This is a genomic window from Pandoraea horticolens (genome assembly GCF_902459555.1).
Lineage (GTDB): Bacteria > Pseudomonadota > Gammaproteobacteria > Burkholderiales > Burkholderiaceae > Pandoraea > Pandoraea horticolens.
Genome location: NZ_CABPSM010000017.1, coordinates 79,632 through 94,941, shown reverse-complemented (window position 1 = coordinate 94,941; position 15,310 = coordinate 79,632). Strand labels below are relative to the sequence as shown.

Sequence of the window (15,310 nt, the reverse complement as noted above, 5' to 3'; positions counted from 1 at the left end):
CCTCGATCAGGCCGCGCGGCGCGTGGCGTCGTTTTGACGATCGCGTTCGGCCACCAGGGTGCGCAGACGCGGAATGAGTTCGCGGCCATAGTCGATGGCGTCGCCCAGCGGATCGAAGCCGCGAATGAGGAACGTCGTCACACCGAGGTCGTAATAGTCGAGCAGCGCGTCGGCGACTTGCTCGGGCGTGCCGACGAGTGCGGTCGAGTTCGAGCGTCCGCCGATGAGTTTGGCGACCTCCGTCCACAGCACCTTGTCGAGGCGCGCCCCCTTGTCGGCGGCGGCGAGCAGGCGCCGTGCGCCTTCGCTTTGCAGCGCCGAGCCTTGCGGCAGTCCTGCGGCTTCGCGAATGGCCTTCGCCTGCGCGAGAATTTGATCGGCGCGCGCCCAGGCCTTCGCTTCGGTCTCGCCGAGAATCGGGCGGAACGACACCGAGAAGCGCGGCACGCGGCCGTGCACCGCGGCGGCAGCGCGCACGCGCATGGTGATGTCGCGTACCTGATCGAGCGATTCGCCCCACAGGGCATAGATATCTGCGTGCTTGGCGGCGACTTCCAGAGCGGCTTCTGACGCACCGCCGAAGAAGATCGGCACGTGTGGTTGCTGCACGGGCTTGACCTCCGAGAAGCCTTGCTTGAAGCGGTAATACGTGCCGTCGTGATCGAACGGGCGGTCCTCCGTCCAGATGCGACGCAGGATGCTCAGGTATTCGTCGGTACGCGCATAGCGCTCGTCATGCGAGAGAAAGTCGCCGTCGCGTTGCTGTTCGGCATCGGAGCCGCCCGAGATGAAGTGAACGCCGAGACGGCCGCCGCTGAACTGATCGAGCGTGGCGATCTGGCGCGCGGCCAGCGTCGGTGCGACGAAGCCCGGGCGGTGCGCGAGCATGAAGTGGATGTTCTCGGTCACGGTCGTCGCGTAGGCGATCGTGAGCGTGGCGGATGGGCTTGTGGAGTGGTGCGGTACGAGAATACGGTCGAAGCCGGATTGCTCGTGGGCACGGGCGAAATTACGCACGTAGTCGCGGTCGACGGCTGGGCCGTTTTGCGGATGAATTTCGGATTGCTTACTGCTTTGAATCATGCCGATGATTTCGACGCTCATGAACGCTCTCCTTGTGTGGGGCAGGACGCGTGCACGACGACGTGGGTCGGTTTGCGCTACACGCCCATCGATCGGAAACAGACGGTGAACGGGAGTGAGCCTACGCAAACAATTCGCGGCCGTTAAATAATCATTTCCGCAAAGATTATTCGATATGGATGGTTGGGCGAGGCAGCGCCGGGCCTTACGCTATGGGCACTGCGTAAGAAGGCACGCGCTGTGCCAAACGCGTATTTGCTTATTCCAAAAGCCATGTCTTCTCTTGGTCAATCGCCGTTGCTGTCCGACGCGTTGCCGTCGCCAGCGAACCACGCGCCGTCCGGCGCGGTGCTACCTCTGCCGCGGGCCGATGGCCCGGCACGTCTTGCGCAACTGGCTGCTTTGCTGCCCCCCATCACACGCACGCTCGCCGAGCGTGCGGCGGAGCTCGACCGCGATGCACGCTTCCCATTCGAGAACTTCGCGCTGTTGCATCGTCACGGGCTGATTGCCGAGATTGTGCCGCGTGCGCAGGGCGGCGGCGGTGGCGGCCTGGTCGCGGCGCGACGCATCGTCGGTGCGGTTGCGGCGGGCGAATCGGCCACCGCGCTCGTGCTGACGATGACCTACCTTCAGCACCGTTCGCTCGTACGGACGAGCACGCACTGGCCCGAGGTGCAACGACGGGCGGTTTTCGACAGTGCGGTGCGCGACGGCGCGTTGATCAATGCGCTGCGCGTCGAACCCGATTTGGGCACGCCTGCCCGGGGCGGCTTGCCGTCCACCATTGCACGGCGCACCGAATCGGGCTGGCGGCTGTCTGGCCGCAAGCTCTACTGCACCGGCATACCGGCGTTACGCTGGTTGTCGGTCTGGGCGCGAACCGATGAACCCGAGCCGCGTGTCGGGGTATTTCTCGTGCCACGTCCCGACGGCCCGCAGGCGCAGCCCGACCGGCCGGGTATCCGCGTCATTCAGAACTGGGATCACCTCGGGCTGCGCGCGTCTGGCAGTCACGAAGTCGCTCTTGAAGACGTCGACCTGCCTTTCGGCAATGCTGTCGATATTCGCTTGCCCCATGAGTGGGCGCCGGCGGGCATTGGTCAGCCCGATAACGACGCGCACATCGAACAACAGGCGTGGACGAGCGTGTTGCTCGGCACCCTCTATGACGCGGTGGCGCGCGCGGGTGTCGATTGGCTCGTGACGTTCCTGAACACGCGCGTGCCGGGCAATCTTGGCGCGCCGCTCGCCAGCGTGCCACGCATTCAGGAAACGGTGGGCGAGATCGCGACATTGCTGTATGTGAACCAGCGATTGCTCGATGGGGCGGCCGAGTCGGCGGACGCCGGCGTGCCGGATGACGACATCGCCAGTGGTGCGTTAAAGTTCACGGTAACGGGCAATGCCATTCGGGTTCTCGAACTCGCTTTGCGGCTCTCGGGCAATCATGGACTTTCGCGCAACAATCCGCTTGAGCGTTACCACCGCGACGTGCTGTGCAGCCGCATTCACACGCCGCAAAACGACACCATTCTGGGCGCTGCCGGCCGGCGGGCGCTCGCTGCTTTCCGGACATTTGTATGACCGCCACTTTGGATGGCATCGCACTGACCGGCGATGTGCCCGACCATGATTACGAAGCGCTCGATCCGCTGCGCAACTTTGTTGCCGCATTCTCGCGGCTGCTCGAACGCCGTCCGCACGAGACGACACTGCTCGAAGAGGGCGCCGGGCTACTTGCCCAATTGGTTGCCCGCGACGATTGGCTGCCCGAGGCGTTCGCAACCCCGCATCCCGAGCACTATCAGCAATACCTGCTGCATTGCGATTCCGCGCAGCGTTTTTCCATCGTGAGTTTCGTATGGGGGCCGGGGCAGCGCACGCCGATTCACGACCACACCGTGTGGGGCCTGATCGGCATGCTGCGCGGGGCGGAGGACTCCCAGCCTTACGTGCTCGACGCGAAGGGCGTGCCTGTCATCGCGGGCGAGCCGGTGCGTTTGTCGCCGGGCGACGTGGAGGTGCTGTCGCCGCGTCTCGGGGACATTCACCGTGTGATCAACGCCTACGTCGACCGGGTGTCGGTGAGCATTCACGTGTATGGCGCGAACATTGGTGCGGTGCATCGCAGCGTGTTCACCGAGTCGGGCGAGCGCAAAGGCTTCGTCTCCGGCTATGCGAATGCGCAGTTGCCGAATCCTTGGGGCAGAGCGGCGCCACGCGTCTGAGACTGACGCGCCCATAAGCTGCACTGCGCATGCCGCAGTGCACCACAGGGTGCGGCACTTGCGCGGGGCCCTTCTGCGACAATGGCCGCTGGCATACGCAGACGGGGCACTTCGCCGTGCCGACACTCGATACCGAAGCAACGTTCGACGAATTCAAGGAACCACCGTGTCCGTTCAATCGACTGACGCGCCGTCGCAGACGGCTGACCAGGCGCTCGCCGCTGATTTCACCTTCCCCGAACTGACCTTTGCCGATGTGCGTGCCGCGTTGCTCGCGCGCGAGGAAATCGCTCTGCTCGACGTCCGCGAAGAAGATCCGTACGCGCAGACACATCCGTTGTGGGCCGCGAATCTTCCGCTCTCGCGTGTAGAAATCGACGCATGGGCGCGCATTCCGCGACGCGACACACGGATCGTCCTGTACGGCGAGTACAACGGTCAGGATCTCGCGCCGCTCGCAGCGAGCGTGCTTCGCAGGCTGGGCTACACGAACGTCAATTTGCTCGCGGACGGCCTCGACGGCTGGATTGCCGCCGGCGGCGAAGTGTTCCGTGACGTCAACGTGCCGAGCAAGGCTTTTGGCGAGTGGGTCGAGGGATTGCGTCATACGCCGTCGCTGTCGGCGCAGGAAGTGCAGGCACTGCTCGATGCAGACGCCGACGTGATCGTTGTCGACGCGCGCCGCTTCGACGAATACCAGACCATGAACATTCCCGGTTCGACGAGCGTGCCCGGTGCCGAATTGGTGCTGCGCGTTCGCGAACTCGCACCGGACCCGGCCACGCGTGTGATCGTCAACTGCGCGGGGCGCACGCGAAGCATCATCGGCACGCAATCGCTCGTCAATGCCGGTCTGCCGAATCCGGTGGCGGCATTGCGTAACGGCACCATTGGCTGGACGCTGGCCGGCCAGACACTCGAGCGCGGGGCGGATCGCCGTCATCCGTCCACCGTGCGCGAAGCGACGCTCGCGGTAGCGCGAGAGGGGGCGAGAGCCGTTGCCGATCGTGCCGGGGTACGCCGCATAGCGTTGACCGATCTGGCGTCGCTGAATGCGCCGGGGCGTACCGTGTATCGCTTCGATGTTCGCACGCCGGAAGAATATGAGGCGGGGCACTTGCCTGACTTTGCGAGTGCGCCGGGTGGGCAGCTCGTGCAGGAGACCGACCGTCAGGCGCCGGTGCGTGGTGCGTGGATCGTATTGGCGGACGACGATGGCGTGCGTGCCGATATGACCGGCTCGTGGCTGGCGCAAATGGGCTGGACCGTGTACGTGGTTGAACCGCACCGCGCCGAGGCTCGCAGTGCGCGGGGCGGCTGGCCATTGCATACGCCGAGCGCGCTTGACGTGGCGACCGTCTCGCCCGCGTTGCTGGCGCGGTGGCTCGACGAGGCCGTGCCGGAGCAGGTGGCGGTGCTCGACTTCACTTCCGGTGTCAATTACGTCAAACGTCACATACCGGGTGCGTGGTTCGTCATTCGTGCGCGGCTGGCTGAGGCATTGCGCAAGATCGGCCCTGCACAGCGTTACGTGCTCACCTGCGGCTCGAGCTTGCTCGCGCGCTTTGCGGCTGCGGATCTGCGACGTCTGACCGATGCCGAGATCGTGGTGCTCGACGGCGGTACGCAGGCGTGGATCAATGCCGGACTGCCGCTGGAGTCGGGCGAAACGCGATTGGCCAGTGTGCGCGACGATCGATATCGCCGTCCGTATGAGGGCACCGATAACGCTGCTGAGGCGATGCAGGCGTATCTTGACTGGGAGTTTGGGCTCGTCGATCAACTGCATCGCGACGGCACACACCATTTTCGGGTGGTGTGACGAGCCTCGCAGAGGGGAAGCGGGAGACGGCGACGGGCGGGCGGTAAGGGAAGGGTTTGCGGTGCCGTTTTCGCGGATAGACGTGGCATACTCCTGAACTTCTGGCGTTGTCGCCTGACTCGCGGCGTGAGCTTGTTTCACGGGCATGCGGGGCGAGGTGGCGGCCCGTCTGCTTTCGATTCGACCATGCCATTGCAGCGCTTCATTGCCCGCCGTCTGGGCGTTCTCACCGAGCCGAGTACCCGCATTCCTTATGCGTGGGTGTACCACGAGCCCGAAGTCTTCATGCAACGCACGTCGTCGCTGAGCGTTGCCAAAAAATATCTGCACCGACGCTTGCGTCTTGCGATGAGTGGGCAGTCGAATCGCGAAGTGCGACATGTAGCGCCGAATGCGCGGGTGTTGTGGATCTACGGCGGCAAGGCGTCGGTGGGCGATGCCGTGATGGACATGTCTGGCCGGGCGTTGTTGCGCGGACGTGAGGGGGCTGTCGATCTGTTGATTACGCCGGGGTTGAAGGCGTTGTTCGAGGGTGACGATATCTTCCGTCACGTCTACGACGATCCTGCGAGCGTGAATCCGGGCGAATACGACGTCATCGTATTGCAGGAATTCAACTATCCGACGCTGCGGCTCAAGCGGAAATTTTTCCCGTCGCTGCCCTTTGCCTGCTTGTTCCGCTTCTTCCACGGTCCGGACCGTAATCAGACACAGTTCAGCTTTGCGGCCGTCAACGATGTTTTCTCGTTGGGGCTGGCGTCCGACGACTTGTTTGCGCGTGCAAAGCCGTATCTACGCGGGGAGTCGGAGTTACCGGAGACCGTGGCTCAGCGACTGCCGCCGGGGCCGTTCCTCGTGCTTGCGATGGGGGGCGTGGAGCTGCGCCGTACCTATGCGCATTGGCGCGAGTTTTTGCAGGCATACGACATTGCGTACCAACCGGGGATGCCGGCGGACATTGTGTTGTTGGGATCGGGCAATGGTGCTGAGGCGGCGAAGGCGTTGATGACGGCAAAATTCGTCAATTTGCAATTGGTGTCATACGTTGGCCAGTTAACGTTGCGCGAAGCGAAGCGAGTGATTGCAAACGCTGTACTTTTCGTGGGTGCCGACGGTGGTTTGATGCATGTGGCGCACACGACACCCACGCCGAGCGTGACGCTTTTTGCGAAGGCCGAACCTCCCTATTTGCGGCTTACGCCGCGGTGCCAATCGACGCCGTTGCAGACTGATTCGGACGTGAGTGCGGTTGATCCGGCGGAGTTGGCGGAGACAGTCGTTACCGCATTGGCATCGATGCCGCTGCGTTTGGGCTAGGCGGGGAGGGGGAGAAAGAATGGTGGGGAAAGAGACGGATCGGGGCCCCTTTCTGAATCGAGTTGGGTTTATGTCTGAGAGGCGGAAAGGGGCCTCGGTCCGTCGGAGAGGTGCTGTGGGGGCGAGCAGCAGGCTGGGCGGATCAGGTGGCAGGGTGAGTAAGACAGGTCGGAGGCAGGTCAGGCGGGCCGCCTGTCAGGCGACCCGCAACGCGGGGCAAAAAAGCCCGGCGAATCAAAACGCGGCGCTATAGATAGCGAAAGCGTCGGCTTCTGTGACTTCACGCGGGTTATTCACGAGAAGACGGGTTTGGAGCATGGCGTCGCTGGCCATGCGGGCGATGTCGTCTTGCTTGACGCCGACTTCCCGCAGGGTACGGGGAATTGCGGTATCGACGATGAGTTGCTCGATGTGTTGAATGAGCGCATTGGTTTTCGCCTCATCGCTGCCGGAGATTTTGGCGGGAAGAATGACATCGGCCAGCTCGGCATAGTGCTTGTTCGCGGCGGGGGCATTGAAGCGCATGACGTGTGAGAGCACGAGGGCGTTCGAGAGGCCGTGAGCGACGTGGAAGATGCCACCAATCGGGTAAGCGAGGGCGTGAACGGCGGCGACGGGTGAGTTCGCGAAGGCTTGTCCGGCGAACATAGCGCCGAGCAGCATGGCTTCGCGGGCTTCGCGGAGGTTGCCGTCGTTGCAGGCGGGCAGCAGATTGCGCGAGAGCAATTCGAGGGCTTTCACGGCGAGCGTGTCTGAATTCGGGTTCTTCAGATGCGCGGACGTATAGGCTTCGATGGCGTGCACCATTGCGTCGATACCTGTTGCGGCGGTGGCGGCGCGTGGCAGACCGAGCGTGAGTTCTGCGTCGAGAATCGCGAGGTCTGCGTAAAGTTGCGGTGCTACGACACCCATCTTCGTCGTTTCGCCGGTCGTGACGATCGACACGGCGGTCACTTCCGAGCCCGTACCGGCGGTTGTCGGCATTTGCACCAGCGGCAGGCGTGTGCCCGTCACCTTCTTGACGCCGTACATCTCCTTGATCGACTGCGTGCCGGGCAGCAGTACCGCGAGCAGCTTGGCTACGTCCATCGACGAGCCACCGCCTAGCCCCAGTACGATCTCTGCGTCGGCCGCGCGGGCGCGTTCGGCGGCTTCCAGCACCACGTGTTCAGGCGGGTCGGCGATCACGTCGTCGATCACCGAAACCTGCCAGTCGTGCTTGGCGAGATCGGCCAGTGCCGGGGCCAGCAGGCCGCTCTTGTGCAAAAAGCCGTCCGTCACCACGCACAGGCGGTTGCCCGTCGGATACTGCTCACGCAACAGCGCGCCCAAGCGGCGTGCTGCACCAAATTCCACGACGACCGTTGGAACCGTCTGGAAACGAAAAGCGTTCATCATCGTTTTCCTCTTGAGACCTTCTCAGACTGACGCGACCATCTGGCCGCGATCGATTCGGTAGACGCTATCGAGCACTGCGCCTGCGTGTTGCAGATCTGCGCCCGACAGAATCACCGCGAGACCAGCGCCGCGCATCTGGCCGATCACCTCGGCAATGCGCTTCGAGAGTGCCGGGGCCACGCCTTCGAACGGTTCGTCCAGCATCAGCAGACGCGAACTGGTCATCAGCGCGCGTCCGACAGCCACCAGTTTCTGCTGGCCTCCCGACAATTGCAAGGCGCGGCGCGGTGCCCACTCCCGGGCTTCCGGAATGATGCGGTAGACCTTGTCCAGACGTTCCTGCACGTCCTTCGCTTTCAGTGCCCAGGCGGGCACACATAGGTTTTCCTCCACCGTCATGTCCGGAATCAGACGGCGATCTTCCGGGGCGTAGCCGATACCCAGCGACGTGCGCTCATGCGACGGCGCCTTCACCAGATCCACGCCGTCGAACGTCAGCGTGCCGCCGTTAGGCTTCACCAGCCCCATGATCGCGCGCAACGTCGTCGTCTTGCCCGCGCCGTTGCGCCCGATCAGACCGACAATCGCGCCCTTCGGCACCGAGAACTGCACCCCGCGCAGAATGTCCGTCGCGCCGAAGCGCACATTCAGATTTCCGACCTCAAGCATGGGCCACCTCGCTTGCCACATTCCCGGCGCCCGGCACCGCAGCCACCGTCTCGCCAATGATCAACTCACGCACCTGAGCGTTGGCCAATACCACATCGGCCGTGCCGTCCGCCAGAATACGGCCGTCGCAAAACGCCAGCACCCGATCGCTGTAGCGGCGCACGATTTCCATGTCGTGCTCCACGAAAAGTACCGTAATGCCCAGCGCGCGTGCCGCATCCAGCACACGATTCATCACGTCGAACTTCTCTTCCGCGGCCACGCCCGAAGTCGGCTCGTCGAGCAACAGCACTTCCGGCTTGCAGACCATCGCCAGTGCAATATCCAGCAGCTTGCGCACGCCCTCGGGCAACGTGCCCGACATCATGTCCGCGAACTCCAGCACGCCAAGACGGGCCAGACTCTCGTTCGCCAACTCGGCCGACAGCCCCGAAATCGCCAGCGCGATCTCGATGTTCGCGCGCGCCGTCTGCGAGCCGAAGAGCTGCGGAATCTGGAACGAACGCGCAATGCCCAGACGCGTAATCTTGCGCGGTGCGAGCCCCGTGATGCGCTTGCCGCGGAACACGATCTCGCCGCGATCCGGCTTGATATAGCCCGTGAGCATGTTCACGAACGTCGTCTTGCCCGCACCGTTCGTGCCGATCAGCCCCACCACGCTTTGCGCGTCGATATTGACCGTAATGTCCTTCGCCGGCGTGACACTGCCGAACGTCTTGTACAGGCCCGTGGCCTCAATGATGTGTTTCGATGCCATCTCGTGCCCCTTCATGCGGCGTCGCCCGAGGCGGCCGTCGTTGTCGTCGCCGTCTGCGTGACCGGATGCACCGCTCCCCGCTTGCGACGCGCCAGCCCCAGACTCGTCAGCCCGCCCGGCAGGAACGCAATGATCGCCAGCATGATCGCGCCCATCACGATCTGCCACGTGTTCGGCGCGTAGCGATACGCCATCGCACGCGCCACTTCCAGCAACAACGCACCGATGAACGGCGAGAAGGCGAAGCGCGTGCCCGAGAGCACCGCGATGAAGACGAACTCGCCCGAGGTCGTCCAGAACGCCATGTCCGGATCGATGTGACCGATATTGAACGCCTGCAACGCGCCACCCAGACCCGCGAGGGCGCCAGCGATCACATACGTCAGATGAATGTTCGCGCGTGCTGACGTACCCAGATACTCCACGCGGATCTCGTTGTCCTTGATCGCGGGGCCGAGACGGCCCGGCGTCGAGCGCATATACAGCGCAGCCGCCATCACACAGACAATCGCCGCGATGAAGCCCACCGCGAACAGATTCGTCCCCGCGAGTTGCCACGGCCCGGTGCTGCTGCCCAGTGTCGGGGCGTTCACGTTGAAGCCGTCGCTGCCGCCGAGTTCCACGTTATTGAGCAACAGGCCATAGCAGATCATCGACAGCGCTAGCGTGAGCATCGCGAAGAAAATGTCTCGATAGCGTGCCAGCAGGAAGCCCAGCACCAGTGCGAGAACGGCCGAGGCGATCATCGAGATCGCCAGTAGCGTGAACAGCGCCGTCAGGCCGTAATAGTTCATGCCGAGGCCCACGCAGTACGCGCCGACCGCGAAGAACAACGCCTGCCCGAAGGAGGCCAGCCCCGTGCGCAGCAACAGCGCCAGTCCCAACGCGACGATGCCCTTCGACAGCGCCACCGACACCAGAAACTGCCACTGAGGCAGCGCCAGACCTGCCGCACCGATGGCGGCGAAACCGATCACCGCGAGCCACGTGCCGGGCGCGCGCAGGTGAGAACAGATTGCGGAACTCATATCTTGCGAGCCTCCATCGGAGCGAAGATCCCTTTCGGACGCACAGCCAGCACCAGCGCCATGACGATGTAAATCGAGAACAACTCGCCTTGCGGCCAGTAATGCACCGCACTCGCGCGCACCAGACCCACGAGCAGCGCGCCAAACGCCGCGCCGGGCAGCGAGCCTAGCCCACCGATCACCACCACCGCAAAAGTGAGCACCACGATCTCCACCCCCATGCCCGGTGCCACCGACACCGTCGGCGCCGTCAGCGCACCGCCAATGGCGGCCAGCACGGCACCGGCCATGAACGTCACCACGAAATAGCGGCTCACGCGAATGCCCATCGCCTGACTGACCTCACGATCGTGAATCACCGCGCGCAGCAAACGGCCGCTGCGCGTGAACTTCAGGAACGACGTGAGACCGATACCGGCCACGAGCGCCACGCCCACGATCAGGAAGTTGTAGTTCGGGTACGAAAGATCGCCCAGATCGAAATTGCCGAGAAAGCTGTACGGCTCCGACACCGTGTATGGGTCCACGCCCCACACCAGCTTGATCGCGTCTTCCATGATCAGGAAGAGCGCATAGGTCACCAGCAGCAGCACCACGGGGTCTTGCCCGTAGAAGCGCTTCAGCACCCCGCGCTCCATGATGAAACCGATGGCTCCGCCCGCGACGATGGCCGCCAGCACGAGCAACAGATAGCTCACATAAAGGTTGCCGCCCTGGGCAACCCACGGGCCGATCAACGTCACGCCAGCGTACGCACCCAACGCGTACAGGCTGCCATGCGCCATGTTCAAGATTTTGAGCACGCCGTAGACGAGGGTCAGTCCCAGGGCAACCAGGAACAGCCACGCGGCGTACATCACCCCGTCCACCAGGACGGCGTAGATCTGCGACATCTCGCATTCTCCTTGGAACGCAAAGCGGTGGGCGGCACACAGTCCGCCACACCCGCTTTGCGGGTACGACTCAAAGTCGTTGCTGCTTTATTGCGCGGAAGACCCGCGAGTCCTCCTGAACGAGACGCCTCAGTGCTTCAGGCCGCCCTTGATCCAATCGGCCGACTTCACGCCCTCGGGCGGCGTGACTTCCGCGATCGAGTACTGCTTCACGTCGGTCACGGTGACCTTGCCGTTCACGTTCTTCACAATGCCGAACGCCGTGCCTTGCGCTGCCTGGTGACCCTTGCCCAACGTCAGGCCGATCTTGCCGGCCGGTGCGTCGAACGCGAGGTGCTCGAACGACGCGATAACCTGCTCGGGCATGGGCTGCTTGCCGCCGTTGGCCGCCTGCGCCTTCTCATAAGCCGCCTTGAGCGCGAGGATGCTCTGATTCATCTTGTACGACGGGTAGCTCGGCGTATCGCTGAACTTCGCGCTGTAAGCGGTGCGCAGCCAACGGTTCAACGCGTTGTCGGGCGCGAACATGCCGTACATGCCGCGTGCACCGATGATCACGCCGTCCGGCAGACGCGTCTTGCCGTGCGTGGCCGTCTCACCGGCGGTGAGCACCGTCAGCGACTTCTTGAACAGATCGCGCGGACCCGCTTGCACCACGAGGCCTTCCAGATCGCCGCCCCAGAAGCTCGAATGCAGCACGTCCGGGTGTGCGGACAACAGGCTCGAAATACCGGCGTTGTACTGACCTGCGCCCAATTGCGGCATTTGCGAGCTGACAGCCTTCGCGTTCGGCTTGAGCGCCTTCAGCGTGCCTTCGAAGTCGGCCCAGGCGTCCTGACCCCAGGCGTAGTTCTGATTGATGCCGGCATACGTTTGCAGATCCGGCTTGCGCTCGGCAACGTAGCGGGCTGCACCCACGTTGTCCATCGTGGCCGTGGCGACCGGGCGGAAGACGTACTTGAAGCTGGCGTCTTCGAACACGCGCGGCGTGCCGCAATCGAAGAGCAGCGTGACCTTCTTCAGTTCTTCCGCGACCGGCGCAATGGCCAGGCAGTTGCCCGACGACGTGTAGCCCACCACATAGTCCACGCCCTGATTCAGCAGGTTGCGGTATTCGCTCACTTGCTTGCTCGTGCTGCCCGCTTCGTCGATATAGACGAGTTCGATCGGTGCGCCGCCGAAGCCCTTCGTGGCGTACGGGGCGGGCACCTTGCCGGCGTTGAGTTCGGCTGCCGTGATTTCGGCGGCGTTCTTGGCGGGCACGCCGAAGGGACCTGCGGCGGCGCCCGACATGAACGTCACGATGCCGATCTTGATCGGCTTCGCGGCCGTCGATGTCTGAGCTTGCGCCGTCGTGGCAACCGAGGCGATGGCGGCGCCGGCCGCGAGTGCGAGAGCGAGCGGCTTCATGCCGTGCTGGATAACGCGCTTCATACTGGTTTCCTTTGGTGGTGTTGCGACTTGTCTGTCGATTTATGAACCTGCGGAGTTCTGATGCTCCGGTGCTTCGGTGCGATGACGGGGCCTGTTCCCAGGCCCGTCCATCACACTTGCAGGCACAGGTACTTCAGTTCGAGGTATTCCTCGATGCCGTAGTGCGAGCCTTCGCGGCCCACACCGGATTGCTTGATGCCGCCGAACGGTGCGACTTCGTTCGAGATCAGCCCCGTGTTCAGGCCGACCATGCCGTACTCCAGCGCTTCGGCCGTGCGCCATGCGCGCGAGATATCACGCGTGTACAGGTACGCCGCAAGACCGAATTCCGTGTCGTTCGCGAGCGCGACGGCGTCGGCGTCGGCCGTGAAGCGGAACAAGGGCGCTACCGGGCCGAAGATCTCTTCGCGTGCCACGCGCATTTGCGACGTTGCGTCGGCAATCACCGTCGGTGCGTAGTAGGTGCCGCCCAGCGCATGCGCTTCGCCGCCCACCAGCACACGGCCGCCGTGCGACTTGGCGTCTTCGACGAGCGTGACCACCTTTTCCACCGCCTTGCCTTCGATCAGCGGGCCGATCACCACACCGTCTTCCAGACCGTTGCCGACCTTCATGTCGGCCACGCGCTGCGCGAACTTCGCGGCGAACGCGTCATAGATGCCGTCCTGAATATAGAAGCGGTTCGCGCACACGCACGTCTGACCGCCATTGCGGTACTTCGCCGCGATCGCCCCTTCGACGGCGGCGTCGAGGTCTGCATCGTCGAACACGATGAACGGTGCGTTGCCCCCCAGCTCCAGCGACATGCGCTTGACGGTCGGCGCGCACTGCGCCATGAGCAGACGGCCCACGCCGGTCGACCCCGTGAACGACAGCTTGCGCACGCTCGGGTGCGAAGTGAGCACGCCACCCACGGCACGCGCGTCGCCCGTCACAACCTGAAATACGCCGCCCGGAATGCCGGCGCGGTGTGCCAACTCGGCCAGCGCAAAGGCGGAGAGCGGCGTGAGTTCGGAAGGCTTAACCACGATGGCGCAACCGGCGGCCAGTGCCGGGGCGACCTTGCGCGTGATCATCGCCGCAGGGAAATTCCACGGCGTGATGGCCGCGCACACGCCAACGGGCTGCTTGAGCGTGATGAGGCGCTTGTCCGAGGCGGGCGTGGCAAGCACGTCGCCATCCACGCGCTTGGCTTGCTCTGCGAACCACTCGACGAAGCTGGCGGCATAGGCGATCTCGCCACGCGACTCGGCGAGCGGCTTGCCTTGCTCACGCGTCATCAGATAGGCCAGATCCTCCGTGTGGGCGATCATCAGATCGAACCAGCGGCGCAGCGCGGCGGCACGTTCCTTGCCAGTACGGGCAGCCCACGGCTTTTGTGCGGCTTCGGCCGCCGCCACGGCACGCGTGGTTTCCTCGGCGCCAAGTTCCGGCACCTTGGCCAGCACCTCGCCCGTGGCCGGGTCCAGCACGTCGAACGTCTTGCCGTTGTCGGCCGCGATCCATTGACCGTCGACCCAGGCGAGTGTCTTGAAGAGGGTAGTGTCTTTGAGTTGCATGGCTGTTGACCGGGCTCGCCGGCTTTTCCTGTTGGCGAAACGGCGTGCGGCAGTGTCTCGGGTTGCCGCTTGCTGTTCTATCTATTGAACGATATTCTATGTATTGAACATGATTCTACGTATTGAACGTTTCGGGGGCAACTAAGGGGTTTTCCTAGGGCGGAATGAGAATGACTTGCCCGTACCATGCTGGCGCGTGGCCCGCCACCCGATCCATCCTCACGATTTCGAAGCCGACACCTCGTTCATGCCCAAGCGCACACCCGACGTACCCGCCAACGCCGCATCCGACACCCTTGCCTCTGAGCCAATCAAGACTACGGCGCCTGCCGTGGTGCGCGCGGTGCACGTCCTGGATGTGATTGCGGCGTCGTCCGAGCCGGTGGCGCTGGCCGATCTGGCGCGTGAGACCGGGGTGCCCAAGAGCACGCTGCATGGCCTGTGCGATACGCTGGTCAAGCTGCGGCTGGTCAAGCGCCATGCCAATGGCGGCATGACGATGGGCTCTTACGTGATGGGATGGGCGAACGCGTTTCTGTCGCAGACCAACATCACCGAGGAATTCCGGGCGGTCTGGGAGGCGTCGCGCGCGTTTGCACAGGAAACTGTGACGCTGTCTGTGCTCGACGGCGCTGAGGTGATCTATCTGGCCTGCCACAATGGCAACCGCCCGCTCGGCGTGACCTTCCGCATTGGTATGCGGCTGCCCGCGCCCTATACCGCGACCGGCAAGGCCATGCTCTCGACGCTGCCGCCGGGCGAGGCGGCCGATCTGCTGGCCGGTGTATGGCCCGCGCCGCTCACGCGGGCGAGCGTGAGCACTTATGCGGCGTTGACCGAGGAAATGGCGCAAGTGCGTCGCGATGGCTATTCGATCGACAACGGGCAGATGCGCGAAGGCATGATTTGCTTCGGTGCGCCGGTGTTCGATGCCAGCGGCGAGCGCGCCGTGGCTGGGCTTGCCGTCAGTTTTCTCACAAATGAGATCGATTCGGAGACCGGCCGGCGCATTGGACGCCAGATGCGCGAACTGGCCGATCAACTCTCCGTGCGGCTTGGCGCACCGGCCCGCCGTTAGCGCGTACCCGCGCGCGGTCAGCGTAGCGCCATCTTCCCGTC

Annotated in this window: 13 protein-coding genes; 5 read left to right on the top strand and 8 right to left on the bottom strand. The window is 63.9% G+C overall.

Going from position 1 to position 15,310, the window contains the following annotated elements:
• Nucleotides 1-6: 6 nt before the first annotated feature.
• Nucleotides 7-1,104, bottom strand: coding sequence for an LLM class flavin-dependent oxidoreductase (locus PHO31112_RS22485; RefSeq protein WP_150623248.1), 1,098 nt, complete (start codon nucleotides 1,102-1,104; stop codon nucleotides 7-9).
• Nucleotides 1,105-1,356: 252 nt separating this feature from the next.
• Between PHO31112_RS22485 and PHO31112_RS22480 the strand changes: the two genes are divergently transcribed.
• The 4 genes from PHO31112_RS22480 to PHO31112_RS22465 all read left to right on the top strand — a co-directional run bounded on the left by PHO31112_RS22480 (nucleotide 1,357) and on the right by PHO31112_RS22465 (nucleotide 6,453).
• Complete coding sequence (locus PHO31112_RS22480; protein ID WP_150623246.1) at nucleotides 1,357-2,670, top strand: acyl-CoA dehydrogenase family protein; 1,314 nt, start codon at nucleotides 1,357-1,359, stop codon at nucleotides 2,668-2,670.
• On the top strand, nucleotides 2,667-3,314 hold the full coding sequence (locus PHO31112_RS22475; protein ID WP_150623244.1) for a cysteine dioxygenase family protein: 648 nt from the start codon (nucleotides 2,667-2,669) through the stop codon (nucleotides 3,312-3,314). Before PHO31112_RS22480 ends, PHO31112_RS22475 begins: the two co-directional genes overlap by 4 nt.
• 241 nt (nucleotides 3,315-3,555) lie before the next feature.
• Entirely contained in the window at nucleotides 3,556-5,136 is a 1,581-nt protein-coding gene (locus PHO31112_RS22470; RefSeq protein WP_246178471.1) for a rhodanese-related sulfurtransferase, read from the top strand.
• Between the two features lie 186 nt (nucleotides 5,137-5,322).
• Entirely contained in the window at nucleotides 5,323-6,453 is a 1,131-nt protein-coding gene (locus PHO31112_RS22465) for a glycosyltransferase family 9 protein (RefSeq protein WP_150623240.1), read from the top strand.
• A gap of 234 nt (nucleotides 6,454-6,687) precedes the next feature.
• Here the strand turns inward: PHO31112_RS22465 and PHO31112_RS22460 are convergent, their stop codons facing one another.
• The 7 genes from PHO31112_RS22460 to PHO31112_RS22430 all read right to left on the bottom strand — a co-directional run bounded on the left by PHO31112_RS22460 (nucleotide 6,688) and on the right by PHO31112_RS22430 (nucleotide 14,191).
• Nucleotides 6,688-7,848, bottom strand: a complete 1,161-nt coding sequence (locus PHO31112_RS22460) for an iron-containing alcohol dehydrogenase (protein WP_150623288.1) — start codon at nucleotides 7,846-7,848, stop codon at nucleotides 6,688-6,690.
• A gap of 24 nt (nucleotides 7,849-7,872) precedes the next feature.
• Nucleotides 7,873-8,520, bottom strand: coding sequence for a branched-chain amino acid ABC transporter ATP-binding protein (locus tag PHO31112_RS22455; protein ID WP_150585857.1), 648 nt, complete (start codon nucleotides 8,518-8,520; stop codon nucleotides 7,873-7,875).
• A complete protein-coding gene (locus PHO31112_RS22450; RefSeq protein WP_150623238.1) occupies nucleotides 8,513-9,277 on the bottom strand; it encodes an ABC transporter ATP-binding protein in 765 nt (254 codons plus the stop codon). Before PHO31112_RS22450 ends, PHO31112_RS22455 begins: the two co-directional genes overlap by 8 nt.
• An 11-nt stretch (nucleotides 9,278-9,288) precedes the next feature.
• A complete protein-coding gene (locus PHO31112_RS22445; protein ID WP_150623236.1) occupies nucleotides 9,289-10,305 on the bottom strand; it encodes a branched-chain amino acid ABC transporter permease in 1,017 nt (338 codons plus the stop codon).
• Nucleotides 10,302-11,198, bottom strand: a complete 897-nt coding sequence (locus PHO31112_RS22440; RefSeq protein ID WP_010808561.1) for a branched-chain amino acid ABC transporter permease — start codon at nucleotides 11,196-11,198, stop codon at nucleotides 10,302-10,304. The genes PHO31112_RS22445 and PHO31112_RS22440 overlap by 4 nt, the downstream gene beginning before the upstream one ends.
• Nucleotides 11,199-11,327: 129 nt before the next feature.
• The gene (locus tag PHO31112_RS22435; protein ID WP_246178466.1) at nucleotides 11,328-12,632 is read right to left on the bottom strand and encodes an ABC transporter substrate-binding protein; all 1,305 of its coding nucleotides are present in this window, start codon (nucleotides 12,630-12,632) and stop codon (nucleotides 11,328-11,330) included.
• Between the two features lie 110 nt (nucleotides 12,633-12,742).
• Complete coding sequence (locus PHO31112_RS22430) at nucleotides 12,743-14,191, bottom strand: NAD-dependent succinate-semialdehyde dehydrogenase (RefSeq protein WP_150623235.1); 1,449 nt, start codon at nucleotides 14,189-14,191, stop codon at nucleotides 12,743-12,745.
• A gap of 175 nt (nucleotides 14,192-14,366) precedes the next feature.
• On the opposite strand from PHO31112_RS22430, the gene PHO31112_RS22425 reads away from it, so the two are divergent.
• Nucleotides 14,367-15,269, top strand: coding sequence for an IclR family transcriptional regulator (locus PHO31112_RS22425; RefSeq protein ID WP_246178465.1), 903 nt, complete (start codon nucleotides 14,367-14,369; stop codon nucleotides 15,267-15,269).
• Nucleotides 15,270-15,310 lie beyond the last annotated feature (41 nt).

Coding starts and splice junctions, on each gene's coding strand:
- PHO31112_RS22435 (WP_246178466.1), bottom strand. CDS start 12,632: ATGAAGCGCGTTATCCAGCACGGCATGAAGCCGCTCGCTCTCGCACTC.
- PHO31112_RS22485 (WP_150623248.1), bottom strand. CDS start 1,104: ATGAGCGTCGAAATCATCGGCATGATTCAAAGCAGTAAGCAATCCGAA.
- PHO31112_RS22480 (WP_150623246.1), top strand. CDS start 1,357: ATGTCTTCTCTTGGTCAATCGCCGTTGCTGTCCGACGCGTTGCCGTCG.
- PHO31112_RS22450 (WP_150623238.1), bottom strand. CDS start 9,277: ATGGCATCGAAACACATCATTGAGGCCACGGGCCTGTACAAGACGTTC.
- PHO31112_RS22445 (WP_150623236.1), bottom strand. CDS start 10,305: ATGAGTTCCGCAATCTGTTCTCACCTGCGCGCGCCCGGCACGTGGCTC.
- PHO31112_RS22460 (WP_150623288.1), bottom strand. CDS start 7,848: ATGAACGCTTTTCGTTTCCAGACGGTTCCAACGGTCGTCGTGGAATTT.
- PHO31112_RS22430 (WP_150623235.1), bottom strand. CDS start 14,191: ATGCAACTCAAAGACACTACCCTCTTCAAGACACTCGCCTGGGTCGAC.
- PHO31112_RS22465 (WP_150623240.1), top strand. CDS start 5,323: ATGCCATTGCAGCGCTTCATTGCCCGCCGTCTGGGCGTTCTCACCGAG.
- PHO31112_RS22455 (WP_150585857.1), bottom strand. CDS start 8,520: ATGCTTGAGGTCGGAAATCTGAATGTGCGCTTCGGCGCGACGGACATT.
- PHO31112_RS22440 (WP_010808561.1), bottom strand. CDS start 11,198: ATGTCGCAGATCTACGCCGTCCTGGTGGACGGGGTGATGTACGCCGCG.
- PHO31112_RS22475 (WP_150623244.1), top strand. CDS start 2,667: ATGACCGCCACTTTGGATGGCATCGCACTGACCGGCGATGTGCCCGAC.